Source organism: Streptomyces sp. NPDC093094, assembly GCF_044754345.1.
Classification (GTDB): domain Bacteria; phylum Actinomycetota; class Actinomycetes; order Streptomycetales; family Streptomycetaceae; genus Streptomyces.
This window is the reverse complement of sequence record NZ_JBIVOX010000010.1, coordinates 23,508-36,479: the sequence shown is the minus strand read 5'-3', so window position 1 is coordinate 36,479 and position 12,972 is coordinate 23,508. Positions and strand designations below refer to the sequence as shown.

General features: G+C 72.2%; 9 protein-coding genes. 6 read left to right on the top strand and 3 right to left on the bottom strand.

Going from position 1 to position 12,972, the window contains the following annotated elements; translation table 11 throughout:
• The first annotated feature begins 10 nt into the window (after positions 1-10).
• The 5 genes from ACIQGV_RS22400 (at position 11) to ACIQGV_RS22380 (ending at position 6,948) form a co-directional block, all read left to right on the top strand.
• On the top strand, positions 11-1,591 hold the full coding sequence (locus ACIQGV_RS22400; protein ID WP_402496825.1) for a GMC oxidoreductase: 1,581 nt from the start codon (positions 11-13) through the stop codon (positions 1,589-1,591).
• Positions 1,592-1,772: 181 nt separating this feature from the next.
• On the top strand, positions 1,773-2,612 hold the full coding sequence (locus ACIQGV_RS22395) for an SDR family oxidoreductase (RefSeq protein WP_402496824.1): 840 nt from the start codon (positions 1,773-1,775) through the stop codon (positions 2,610-2,612).
• Positions 2,613-2,645: 33 nt separating this feature from the next.
• Complete coding sequence (locus tag ACIQGV_RS22390; RefSeq protein ID WP_402496823.1) at positions 2,646-4,136, top strand: cytochrome ubiquinol oxidase subunit I; 1,491 nt, start codon at positions 2,646-2,648, stop codon at positions 4,134-4,136.
• A complete protein-coding gene (locus ACIQGV_RS22385; RefSeq protein WP_402496822.1) occupies positions 4,133-5,170 on the top strand; it encodes a cytochrome d ubiquinol oxidase subunit II in 1,038 nt (345 codons plus the stop codon). Before ACIQGV_RS22390 ends, ACIQGV_RS22385 begins: the two co-directional genes overlap by 4 nt.
• A gap of 26 nt (positions 5,171-5,196) precedes the next feature.
• Positions 5,197-6,948 (top strand): cation:proton antiporter, encoded by a 1,752-nt coding sequence (locus tag ACIQGV_RS22380; protein WP_402496821.1) that lies wholly within the window; start codon positions 5,197-5,199, stop codon positions 6,946-6,948.
• 70 nt (positions 6,949-7,018) lie between these two features.
• Here the strand turns inward: ACIQGV_RS22380 and ACIQGV_RS22375 are convergent, their stop codons facing one another.
• The 3 genes from ACIQGV_RS22375 to ACIQGV_RS22365 are packed head-to-tail and all read right to left on the bottom strand — an operon-like array spanning position 7,019 to position 9,765.
• The gene (locus ACIQGV_RS22375; protein WP_402496820.1) at positions 7,019-8,857 is read right to left on the bottom strand and encodes a glycoside hydrolase family 15 protein; all 1,839 of its coding nucleotides are present in this window, start codon (positions 8,855-8,857) and stop codon (positions 7,019-7,021) included.
• A 51-nt stretch (positions 8,858-8,908) separates the two neighbouring features.
• Entirely contained in the window at positions 8,909-9,274 is a 366-nt protein-coding gene (locus ACIQGV_RS22370; protein ID WP_402496819.1) for a hypothetical protein, read from the bottom strand.
• A gap of 2 nt (positions 9,275-9,276) precedes the next feature.
• The gene (locus tag ACIQGV_RS22365; protein WP_402497116.1) at positions 9,277-9,765 is read right to left on the bottom strand and encodes a gluconokinase; all 489 of its coding nucleotides are present in this window, start codon (positions 9,763-9,765) and stop codon (positions 9,277-9,279) included.
• 201 nt (positions 9,766-9,966) lie between these two features.
• Between ACIQGV_RS22365 and ACIQGV_RS22360 the strand changes: the two genes are divergently transcribed.
• The gene (locus ACIQGV_RS22360; RefSeq protein ID WP_402496818.1) at positions 9,967-12,750 is read left to right on the top strand and encodes a SpoIIE family protein phosphatase; all 2,784 of its coding nucleotides are present in this window, start codon (positions 9,967-9,969) and stop codon (positions 12,748-12,750) included.
• Positions 12,751-12,972 lie beyond the last annotated feature (222 nt).

The following is a 12,972-nucleotide window of genomic DNA, read 5'->3' as shown; positions in this document are numbered from 1 at the left end:
GGTGGTCGGCATGGTCGACTCCCCCCGGTACGACGTCATCGTGATCGGCACCGGCGCCGGCGGCGGCACGCTCGCCCACCGGCTCGCCCCCTCCGGCAGACGTGTCCTCGTGCTCGAACGGGGCGGCTACCTGCCGCGCGAGCGCGACAACTGGGACTCGACGGCCGTGTTCGTCAAGGGAAAGTACCGGGCCCCGGAATTCTGGCTCGACCGGCACGGCGACGAGTTCCCGCCCGAGGTCAACTACTACGTCGGCGGCAACACCAAGTTCTACGGAGCGGCCCTGTTCCGGCTGCGGCCCGAGGACTTCGGGGAGATACGCCACCACGACGGCGTCTCTCCCGCATGGCCGATCGGGTACGAGGAACTGGAGCCCTACTACACCCAGGCGGAACACCTCTACCGGGTGCACGGCCGGCACGGGGAGGACCCCTGGGAAGGGCCCTGGGGGGCGCAGTACGCCCATCCGCCGGTCGAACACGAGCCGCGTATCCAGCAGTTGAGCGACGACCTGGAGAAGCAGGGGCTGCACCCCTTCCATCTGCCCATCGGCGTCGACCTCACCCAGACCCCGCTCGGCGGGGCCACCCACTCCAGCGTCTGCATCCGCTGCAACCGGGTCGACGGGTTCCCCTGCCTCGTGCGGGGCAAGTCCGACGCCGAAGTGGTCTGCGTGGAACCGGCGTTGCGGCACCCGAACGTGGAACTGGTCACCGGTGCCCGGGTGACACGGCTCGACACCGATCCGACCGGGCGCAGCGTCACGTCCGTCGTGGCCGAGCTGGCGGACGGACAGCAGGCCCGTTTCTCGGCCCACCTCGTCGTCGTGGCCTGCGGGGCGGTCAACTCGGCCGTGCTGCTGCTCGCTTCGGCGGGTGACCGGCATCCGGACGGGCTGGCCAACAGCTCGGGCGTGGTCGGCCGCCACTACATGCGGCACAACAACCTGGCCCTGATGGCGGTGTCGAAGGAACCCAACGACACCCGGTTCCAGAAGACCCTCGCCCTGCACGACTGGTACCTGGGCGCGGACGACTGGGACTTCCCGCTCGGCGGCATCCAGATGCTCGGCAAGTCGGACGCCGAGCAGATCCACGGCGAGGCCCCGCGCTGGGCCGGCGCGGTGGCACCCGACATGCCCTTCGAGGTGCTGGCCCATCACGCCGTCGACTTCTGGCTGTGCGGCGAGGACCTGCCGCAGCCCGGCAACCGGGTCACGCTGGAGAGCGACGGCCGGGTCCGTCTCACCCTGGACGAGGACAACAACACCGCCGGTCTGCGGCGCCTGCGGCACAAGCTCCAGCACATGCTCGGACGTCTCGGGATGCACGAGCACCGTCTGCTGCCGCACAGCATCTATCTGCACAAGGGGATGCCCATCGGCGCCACCGCCCACCAGGCCGGCACGGTGCGGTTCGGCACCGATCCGGCGTCCTCCGCCCTGGACGTCCACTGCAAGGCGCACGACGTCGACAACCTGTACGTCGTCGACACGAGCTTCTTCCCGAGCATCGGGGCGGTCAACCCGTCCCTGACGGCCATGGCCAACGCCCTTCGGGTGGGCGATCACCTCCTGGAACGACTGGGCTGATCCGGACCGGGCGGTACGGACCGCCGTATCCCGGCGCGGGCACGAACGGGTGAAGAAGCTGACCCGGCCGGCGCAGCGGGGCCCGCCGCCCCCGCGCGCACGCCCGCCGCCGGTGGTGGTGTGAGGGCCTGACCACCGGGCCGAGGCCCGACCCGTCCGCGCAGCCGAGGAGACAGCCATCGTGAGCTCACCGGAGGGCACGCCCCGCGCCACGATCCCCGCTCACCTGCTCAAGGGACAGAAGGCCCTGGTCACCGGCGCGAACTCCGGGATCGGCAGGGCGACGGCCGTGGCACTGGGCCGGGCCGGGGCGGACGTGGTCGTGAACTACGTCGTCGGGTCCGACGAGGCCGAGAAGGTCGTCGAGGAGATCTCCTCCTTCGGGGTGAAGGCGGCGGCCCACCGCGCGGACGTCTCCGACGAGGACCAGGTCGTCGGCATGATGGACCGGATGGTGCAGGAGTTCGGCACCATCGACATCCTCGTCGCCAACGCGGGCATGCAGCGCGACGCCGCGTTCACCGAGATGACCCTCGGCGAGTGGCAGAAGGTCCTCGACGTCAACCTCACCGGGCAGTTCCTGTGCGCCCGCGAGGCGACCAAGGAGTTCCTGCGGCGCGGTGTGGTCCCCGAGGTGTCGCGTGCCGCCGGGAAGATCATCTGCATGAGTTCCGTGCACCAGATGATTCCCTGGAGCGGACACGTCAACTACGCCGCCTCCAAGGGCGGTGTGCAGATGATGATGGAGACGCTCGCGCAGGAACTCGCGCCGCGGAAGATCCGGGTGAACGCCATCGGCCCCGGCGCGATCAGGACGCCCATCAACCGCGACGCCTGGGAGACTCCCCAGGCCCGTGAGGACCTGCTGCGGCTGATCCCGTACAGCCGTATCGGCGACCCGGAGGACATCGCGTACACCGCCGTCGCCCTCGCCTCCGACCTCATGGACTACGTGGTCGGCACCACGATCTACGTCGACGGCGGGATGACCCTCTTCCCCGGCTTCGCGACCGGCGGCTGACACGACCGACGCGACAGTCCCGGACGGAAACCGATGACCACGCTGTACGTACTGGCCGACGCGCCCGCGCAGATGCTCCCGGCCCGGTCCCTGATGGCCTTCACCCTGGCGTCCCACATCATCCTGGTGCCCCTCGGGGTGGCCCTGCCGCTGATCACGCTCATCCTGCACGGCTACGGCCTGCGCCGCGGGGACCCCACAGCGCTGCTGCTCGCCCGCCGCTGGTCGGCGGTCATGGCCGTCCAGTTCGCCATCGGCGTGGTCACCGGCACCGTCCTGTCCTTCGAGTTCGGGCTGCTCTGGCCGGGCCTGATGGGCCGCTGGGGCGATGTCTTCGGCATCGGGTTCGGTGTCGAGGCGTGGGCCTTCTTCCTGGAGGCCGTCCTCATCGCGATCTACCTCTACGGCTGGCGGCGGCTGCCGGCCCGGACCCACTTCCTGCTCGGGCTGCCGCTGCCCGCCACGGCGCTGCTGGGCGCCTTCGGGATCCTGGCCGCCAACTCGTGGATGAACACCCCGCGCGGCTTCACCCTGGACTCCGCGGGCGACCCGGTCGACGTGGACGTCTGGAAGGCGATCTTCACGCCCATGTTCGGGCCGCAGTACTGGCACTTCGTGGTGGCCATGCTGGTGACGGCCGGGTACGTCGTGGCCGGCGTCTACGCCGTCGGACGGCTGCGCGGCCGCCGGGACCACTACCACCGGCTCGGCTTCACGATCCCCTTCACGGTCGCGGCCGTCCTCACCCCCGTGCAGTTCGTGCTGGGCGACTCGATCGCCCGGCAGGTGTTCCAGAAGCAGCCGGTGAAGTTCGCCGCCATGGAGATCGTCTGGAAGACCGACACCCATGTGCCGGAGTACCTGTTCGGGCGGCTCCACCCGGACGGCACCGTCTCCGGCGGCATCAAGATCCCTCAGCTCGACTCCATCCTCGCCGGTTTCCGCCCCGACACCCGGGTGACCGGACTGACCTCCGTCCCCGCCGACGAACGCCCGACGGCCACCCAGGCGACCATCGTCCACTGGACCTTCGACATCATGGTCGGCATCGGATCCGCGCTCCTCCTGCTGGCCCTGTGGTACGGCCTGGTGTGGCTGCGCCGGCGCCGGCTGCCCGCCTCGCCGTGGTTCTACCGGTGCGCCGCCGTGGCCGGAGCCGCCTCCGTCGTCGCGGTCGAATGCGGCTGGATCACCACCGAGGTGGGCCGCCAGCCCTGGATCGTCTACCAGAACATGCGGGTCGCCGACGCGGTCACCTCGACCCGGTCCACCACCCTGTGGATCATGTTCGCCCTGGTCGTCGTGGTCTACGTGCTCGTCTTCGGGTCCTTCCTCGTCGTCCTGCTGAGGATGCGCACCCGCTGGCGGCTCGCCGACGAACAGGACGGCAGCCGGGCGGGCGGGTCACCGCGGCAGACACCGGAGACGGACACCCCCTACGGGCCCCGCCCCGCGGTGCCGTCCGGCTCCGCGACCCGGCCGGGCGGCGACGGGCCGCCCCCGACCGAGAAGGGCGAGCCGTGATCCAGGACGTCATCGCCGTGGTCCTGCTGCTGGCCGTCGCCGCCTACGCCTGCGCCGGCGGCACCGACTACGGAGCCGGCTTCTGGGACCTGACCGCGGGCGGCGCCCGGCGCGGCAGACGGCCCCGATGGCTCATCGACCACGCGATGGCTCCCGTGTGGGAGGTCAACAACGTCTGGCTGATCTTCGTCCTCGTCATCATGTGGACGGGCTTTCCCACCCTGTTCCAGCGGCTGTTCACGGCGATGTGGCTGCCGCTGGCGCTGGCCGCCGTGGGGATCGTGCTGCGGGGCGCCGGTTTCGCCCTGCGCAAGCCCACCCGCCGGCTGGCCGGGCGGCGGCTGTACGGCGCGGCGTTCGCCGTCTCCTCCCTGCTGACACCCTTCTTCCTCGGCGTCGCGGCCGGGGGAGTGGCGTCGGGTCGCGTGACGGCGGACACGACCGCGTCCATGGACGCCTGGGCCCATCCGACCCCGCTGATGTTCGGTGTCCTCGCCGTCACGAGCACGGCCGTGCTCGGCGCGGTGTTCCTCGCCGCGGACGCCCGCCGCTTCGGCGCCCCGGACCTGGACGGCTACTTCCGGCGGCGGGCGCTCGGCGCGCTCGCCGCGCTCACCGTCCTCGCGGTGATCACCCTGGTCGTCGCCCACGACGACGCGCCCCACGTCTGGCACGGGCTCACCCACGGCGCGGGACTGTTCCTCGCCGTGGTGGCGGCCCTGAGCACCCTCGCCACCGCCTGGCTGCTCCTGCGTCCCTCCGGGGCCTGGTCCCGGACCACCGGCGTCGGCGTGGTCGCCTGCGCCGTCGTCGCCTGGGGCCTGGCGCAGCGCCCGTACCTGATCCCGACCTCCCTGACCGTCGCCGAGGGCGCCGGCGCCGACACCACCCTGCGCTGGCTGGGCGTGGTCACGCTGGTCGCCGTCGTCCTGGTGATGCCCGCGGTCGCCCTGCTGTACTGGCTGGACACCCACGGCGAACTGGAGAGTCTCACCGACGCCGACCTCGGACGCGGCGCCGGTGACGGTGGCTGACCCGCGCGGGCGGGGGTGAGGGCGCGGTGAGCGAGGACGAGATCCTGCTGGGCATCGCGCTGACCGTGGCGCTCGCCGTCGGCTCCCAGATCCTCGCCGGCCGGCTGCGGATCCCGGCGCTGATCGTGCTCCTGCCGGCCGGGTTCACCGCGGGAGCCCTCACCGACGTGGTCCATCCCGACCGGCTCGTCGGCGCGGACTTCCCGGCGCTCGTGTCGCTGTCGGTGGCGCTCATCCTCTACGACGCCGGGCTCGGCCTGGACCTGCGTCTGCTCAAGGGCGCGCTCCGTCGCACCGTGGTCCGGCTGCTGCTGTTCCAGGTGGCGCTCACCTGGGCGGCGGTCATGGCGCTGGGCCCGTCCCTGTACGCGGTGCCGGCCGCGGTGGCCAGCATGATCGGGGTGATCCTGGTGGTGTCCGGGCCGACGGTGGTCGGTCCGCTGCTGGAGCACGTCAGACCCTCGGACACGGTGCGGCGCGTGCTGGTGTGGGAGGGATCCCTGATCGACGCCGTCGGCGGCATCCTCGGGGCCGTCGTCTTCCACTCCCTGGTCGCCGGAGGACTGCGGCCCGGGCACTTCCGCCTCGGGGCGTTCCTGGGCAGTGTCGCGGTGGGCCTGGCGGGCGGCGTCGCCGGGGCGGCGCTGCTGTGGTTCACCCTGCGGGTGCTGCGCCTGGGCGAGACCCTGGGCACGCTGGCCCAGCTCGCCGTCGTCGTGGTGGTGGCCGCCGGCTGCGACACGCTGTACGACGACACCGGGCTGATCGCGGCGATCGTCACCGGGCTGATCGCCGCGAACCTGCCCGGCTTCGACATGCCCGCCCGGCGGCCGTTCTTCGAGACGCTCGTCCAGCTGATCATCGGGCTGCTGTTCGTCTCCATCTCGGCCACGGTCACACCCGCCTCGCTCCGGCCGGTGCTGCTGCCCACCGTGGCCCTGGTCGCGGCACTGGTCCTGGTGGTCAGACCGGTGATCGCCTGGCTGTCCACCCTCAGGAGCGGCCTCACCGGCCGCGAGCGCGCCTTCGTCGGCTGGATGGCCCCGCGCGGCATCGTCGCGGCCTCCACCGCCACCACCTTCTCCGCCGCGCTCACCGCCGACGGACTGCGCGACGCCGACAAGATCCTTCCGGTCACCTTCCTGGTGATCGTCGCAACGGTCGTGGTCTACGGACTGACCGCCGGGCCGGTGGCCGCCCGGCTGGGCGTGGTGCGCCGCACCCGCGCCAGGCCGCTCCTGCTGGGCGGCGACCCCTGGGTCGTCGACCTCGCCCGGGCGCTGCGCGCCGCCGGGGCGGAGGTGCGGATGTGGGCGGGCACCGAGCAGGCGCGGGCCGGTATCGAGGAGGCGGGGATCGAGCTGGCGTCCGGGGACCTCATGACCGTGGCGACCGATCCGCGGTCCCGGCTGGAGGGCGTCTCGGCGGTCTATCTGCTCACGGACGACGACGACTTCAACGCGCTGTTCTCGGTCGTCCTGCGCGACAGCGTCGACGGACCGGTCTACCGGGTCGGGCCCCCGCCCGGCGGTCCGGGCGTGGTGGCCCCCTACACCTCCGGGGAGACCCTCTTCGGCCCCGGGCTCGTCCGTCATGCCGTGGCGGCCCGTCACGGCAGCGGCGCCCGCTTCCGGACGCGGCCCGCCTCACAGCCGTGCCCGCCCGGGTACGAGACCGTGTTCGTCGTACGGCGCGACGGCCGGCTGGAGCCCGTGACGCAGGCCCGCCCCGCCACCCCCGGGAAGGGCGACACGCTCGTGCTCCTGGGCCCCGCGTGACGCAGGCCCCAGGGCCCTTCCGACGGATTTCCGCGGCGTCGCGACGCCGCGGAAATCCGTCGGAAGGGCCCTAGCCGCGGTCGAGGGCGGCGTCCAGGGTGATGGCCGCGTCGATGAGCGCCAGGTGCGTGAACGCCTGCGGGAAGTTGCCGAGCTGACGGCCCGTCGGGTCGATCTCCTCGGAGTACAGGCCCAGATGGTTCGCGTACCCCATCATTTTTTCGAGCACCAGCCGCGCCTTGTCCGTCTGTCCCGCGCGTGCCAGGGCGTCGACGTACATGAAGGTGCACAGGGAGAACGTGCCCTCCGAGCCGCGCAGGCCGTCGGGGGAGGCCGCCGGGTCGTAGCGGTACACCAGGCTGTCGCTGACCAGTTCCTCCTCCATGGCGGCGAGGGTCGACGTCCACAGGGGATCCTCGGGGGTGATGAACCCGACCGTCGCCATGCGCAGCAGCGAGGAGTCGAGGACCTCGTTGCCGTAGTGCTGCACGAACGCCTGGTGTTTCTCGCTCCAGCCCTTGGCCATGACCTGCTCGTAGCAGTCGTCCCGCGCGCGGCGCCACCGTTCCGAGGACGCCGGGCGGCCGTTGGACTCGGCGAGCCGCAGCGCGCGGTCGAAGGCCACCCAGGACATCACCCGGCCGTAGGTGAAGTCCTGCCGGCCGCCACGGGTCTCCCACAGCCCCTCCTCCGGCTGGTCCCAGTGGTCGACCAGCCAGTCCAGATTGGTGAGCAGGGCGTTCCACCCGCGGTGCCCCAGCTGCAGACCGTGCCGGTGCGCGAAGTAGATGCTGTCGAGGGCCTCGCCGTAGATGTCGAGCTGGAGCTGGGCGGCGGCGCCGTTGCCGATCCGCACCGGCGCGGAACCCGTGTAGCCCTCCCAGTGGTCGAGGGTCTCCTCGACCAGGTCCGAGGACCCGTCCACCCGGTACATGATGTTCAGGGGTCCGGTGTCCCCGGCGCTTCCGGCCCGCTCCTTGACGCGGTCGCTCAGCCACTGGATGAACGCCTTGGCCTCGTCGGTGAACCCCAGCCCCAGCAGCGCGTACACGGAGAAGGACGCGTCACGGATCCAGGTGAACCGGTAGTCCCAGTTCCGCTCGCCGCCCAGCTGTTCGGGGAGACCCGCCGTCGGCGCGGCCACCACGGCGCCGGTGGGCGCGTACGTCATCAGCTTCAGCGTGATCGCCGAGCGCTCCACGGTCTCGCGCCACCGGCCCGAGTAACGCGACTGGCGCAGCCAGGAACGCCAGAACAGCACCGTCTCGTCGAACATCTGCCGGTACTCGGCCAGCCGGATGTCCCGCGGCGGTCCGTCGCCCGCCCATTCCAGGGCCAGTCCGCGCTCCTGTCCCGCCTCCAGGGTGAGGGTGAAGTGCAGGGCGTCCCGGCGGTCGGGGAGCAGTTCCAGCACCCGCTGGTCCTCCGGCTCGCGGATGGGGTGCACGGTGAGCCGCGCGCCGTCGTCCGCGATGAACCGCGCTCCGTGTCCGGAGACATGGATGCGGTGCGGCCGGCGGCCGTAGTCGAAGCGCGGGGCCACCTCCACCTCGAACGTCATCCTGCCGCGCACACAGCGGACCATCCGCACCAGCCGGTGACTTTCCGTGACCGTCCTGCCGGTGACCGGCATGAAGTCGATCACCTCTCCGGCGCCCGCCTCCGTCATGAACCGGGTCACCAGGATCGCGGTGTCGGGAAGGTACAGCTGCTTCGTCGCGTAGGCGTGGTGGAGCGGCCGGACCGTGCAGTGTCCGCCCTCGTCCTTGTCCAGGAGCGCGCCGAACACGCTGGGCGAGTCGAAGCGGGGAGCGCAGAACCAGTCGACACAGCCGTCGGTGGTCACCAGTGCCGCGGTCTGCAGATCCCCGACGAGGCCGTGGTCCTCGATGAGCGGGTATCGATCCATCGGGGGAGCCTTTCCGGTGTCCAGATCACCCGAACGCCCCCCGCGTTCAGATTACGTCGGGGGTCTTCGGACGGCGCGCGCAGCCGCCCGGATACGCGCATCGCCCCCGGCCCGCAGCGGCGCGTGCGCCAGCGCGGGGGACTGCGCGGCCCCGGCCTCCTCCGCGCGCCGCGAGAACGTCGAGTTGGCCGTGTCCACCGCGACGGCCCCCGTACGGTCGACGCCCGGTTCGCGCAGGCGTCCGAGGAGGCCGTCGGCGGCTCCCCGCACCACGTCGCACTCCGGCGCGTCGCCCTCGGGCAGCTGACTCGACCTCACCACCACGAGGTTGAACACACCGCTGTGCCCGGTGAGCAGGCCGACGGCCTGCCGCGTGAGAGCGGGTGGCGTCAGCATGCGGAAGCGGACCGGTTCCATGACTACGCCGCGGACCGGGCCAGATCGCGCAGCACCAGCTCCAGGACCTGCTCCCGGCTGCCGGACGCGTCGACGGTGACGCCCGCTTCGTCGGCCTGCAGCGGTTCGAGGACCGCGTACTGGGAGTCGAGCAGCGACGGCGGCATGAAGTGGCCCGTCCGGCGGGAGATGCGCTGCTGCGCCAGCCGGTGATCGAGCGCCAGATGGACGACGTACACGTTCGCGCCCGTGCTGCGCAACACGTCGCGGTAGGAGCGTCTGAGCGCGGAACAGGAGACGACACCGCCGCGCCCGGCGGAGCCGGCCGCCCGGATCCAGTCGGCGAGCGCCGCGAGCCAGGGGCGGCGGTCGGCGTCGTCGAGGGGGTGGCCGGAGGCCATCTTGGCCCGGCCGGCGGCGGAGTGCAGGTCGTCGCCCTCCAGGAAGGGCACATCGAGCCGTCGCGCCAACCGGGCCCCGACGGTGGACTTCCCCGACGCCGCCACACCCATGACGACCACGATCCGCGGATCTGGGACCTTCCCGGTCAAGAGTCCTCCCTGAGTCGGCGGCGATGCTCCCGTGCGGATCCACTGTCACCCGGGGCCCGGTGCGGCGCTTCCGGTGAGGCACTTGCGGTGCGGCGCCGCGGCCCCTGCTTCACCGGACCACAGCATTCGCCGGTGAAGCGGGCATGGTGCTAGAAATGGGACATGATCGGTCCTTCTCGCCGGTCCTGGACGAGAGCGGTGCCGTTCGGTGAAGGGCGCCCCCCGGACTCGTCCCGCCGTTCGGGGGCACGGCATGCCCCCTGGGGCCGTCTGTCACCGTCCCTGAGCGTGCGCACGCTCTCCGCGCAGGTCTTCCTGCTCCAGGTGCTCATCGTGCTGGTGCTGATCGCCGCGGCGGTCACGGCCCTGGCGATCCAGGGACGGTACGAGGCCGAGCAGGGCGCCAAGAACCGCTGCCTGGCCGTCGCGGAGGGATTCGCGCACCCGCCCGGCACGGCCGCCGCGCTGACGGCCCCGGACGCGACGGCACGGCTCCAGCCGGCCGCCGAGGCGGCCAGACGCGCGTCCGGCGTCGACTTCATCTCCGTCCTGGACCTGCGCGGGGTGCGGCTCACCGATCCCCGGCCCGAGCTGATCGGCAGCAGGGCGGAAGGCGTCGAACGGGCCGCGGCGGGCGAGGCGTTCACCGAGACGTTCCGCGGCGAGCCCGCCGACGCCGTGCGCGCGGTCGTCCCCGTGCGGGACGGCGACGGACGGGTGATCGGCATGGTCACCGCGGGGATCCAGTTCGACACCCTGGGCCAGGTGCTGTACGAGCAGGTCCCGGTGATGCTGGTCGCGGCGGCGATCGCGCTGTCGCTGGCCACGGTCGGCACGGCCCTGGTCAGCCGGCGGCTGAGCCGGCAGACCCACGGTCTGGGCCCGGCCGAGATGACCAGGATGTTCGAGCACCACGACGCCGTCCTGCACGCCGTGCGCGAGGGCGTCCTGATCGTCGGCGGCGACGGACGCCTGATGCTCGCCAACGACGAGGCACGCCGGCTGCTGGACCTCCCGGAGGGCGCCGACCGGCGGCCCGTCACGGAGCTGGGGCTCGGTCCCCGCCTGACCCGGCTGCTGGTGTCGGCGGAGCCCGTCTCGGACGAGGTGATCCCGGCCGGTGAGCGGCTGCTCGCGGTCAACACCCGGCTCACCGAGCCCTACGGCGGTGTGCCGGGCCTGGTGGCCACCTTTCGCGACACCACGGAACTGCGTGTCCTGTCGGGCCAGGCCGACCGGGCGCGAGGACGGCTCACCCTGCTCTACGAGGCGGGCGTACGCGTCGGCACCACGCTGGACATACGGCGGACGGCGGAGGAGCTCGCCGAGGTGGCGGTCCCCCGGCTCGCCGACTTCGTCACCGTGGAACTCCTCGACTCCGTCCTGCGCGGCGACGAGCCCACCGGCGCCGTACGGCGGATGCGGCGCACCGCGCTGCACGGGTCCCAGGACGGGCATCCGCTGCAGCCGGTGGGGGACCTGATCCAGTTCGTGGTGGCCGACACGCCGATGACGGCGGCGCTGCACCGCGGCAAGGCCGTACGGGTGGCGGATCTGCAGAGTGCCCAGGACTGGCGGGCCCATGATCCGGAAGGGGCCCGCCAGGCACTGGAGTACGGCATCCACTCGCTGATCACCGTTCCCCTGCGAGCCCGCGGTGTCGTCCTCGGCATGGTCAACTTCTGGCGGGGCGGGGATTCGCCGCCCTTCGAGGAGGAGGACATCGCGGTCGTCGAGGAGCTGGTGGCCCGGGCCGCCGTCGCGATCGACAACGCCCGCCGCTACGCCCGTGAGCACGCCATGGCCGTGACCCTGCAGCGCAGCCTGCTGCCCCGCGATCTGCCGGACCAGGACGCGCTGGAGATCGCCTGGCGCTATCTGCCCGCCCAGGCCGGTGTGGGCGGTGACTGGTTCGACGTCATCCCGCTGTCCGGCTTCCGTGTCGCCCTGGTGGTCGGCGACATCGTGGGGCACGGGCTGCACGCCGCGGTGACCATGGGCCGGCTGCGGACCGCGGTACTGAACTTCTCCTCGCTGGACCTCGCCCCGGACGAGCTCCTGGGCCATCTCGACGAGATGGTGGCCCTGTGGGACACCCAGTCCTCGAACGCGGACGGCGATGTCGCCCCGGTCACCGGAGCCACCTGCCTGTACGCCGTCTACGACCCGGTCGGCGGGCGCTGCACCCTCTCCCGTGCCGGGCATGTCGCGCCGGCCGTGGTGGATCCGGGCGGCCGGGTGACCTTCCCCGACCTTCCGCTGTCGCCGCCGCTGGGGGTGGGCGGGCATCCCTTCGAGGCCGGCGAGCTGGAGCTGCCCGAGGGCAGCCGGCTGGTGCTGTTCACCGACGGACTGATCGAGGACCGCGGCGGCGACATCGACGAGGGCCTGCGCCGGCTCCGCTCGGCCGCCGCCGGTGCGGACCGGACCCCGGAGGAGACCTGCCGTGCCGTCATGGCGGCGATGATGTCCGCTCACCCCGGCGACGACGTGGCCCTGCTGGTGGCCCGGACCCGGTTGCTCGACCCCTCCCGGGTCGCGGTCTGGGACGTGCCGTCCGACGTGACGGCCGTCTCCCGGATCCGCGCGCAGGTGGGCCGCAGGCTCGGCGACTGGGACCTGGAAGAGGCGTCCTTCACCACGGAACTCATCCTCAGCGAACTCCTCACCAACGCGATCCGCTACGGCGCTCCTCCGGTGCGGGTCCGGCTGCTGCTGGGCAGCAGCCTCGTCCTGGAGGTCGCGGACGGCAGCAACACCTCGCCCCGTCTGCGCCGTGCGGCCGCCACCGACGAGGGCGGCCGCGGCCTGTTCCTCGTCTCCCGGTTCGCGGCCCGCTGGGGCACCCGCTACGAGGCCGAGGGAAAGGTCATCTGGGCCGAGCAGAATCTCGGCCGCGCCGCCGACCCGGACCCGGACGCGCTGATCGACGCGCTGGCCCGGTGACCGCGGAGCCCCTCCCGGGCGGGTGTCCCGGCCGCGCGCGTTCAGGAGTCGCAGCGGAGGCCGGCCCCTCGAACCGGGCGTGACCTTCTCGTGATCAAGTGGGGGCGTGGCAGCGCTTGCTTCCGACATTTCCACCACGTTCAATCACGATCAAACAAAGATGCTCAGATTCGCTGTTCACTTCTTGTCGCTCGGTGCGTAGGTTCGCGCATGATCCTTTCG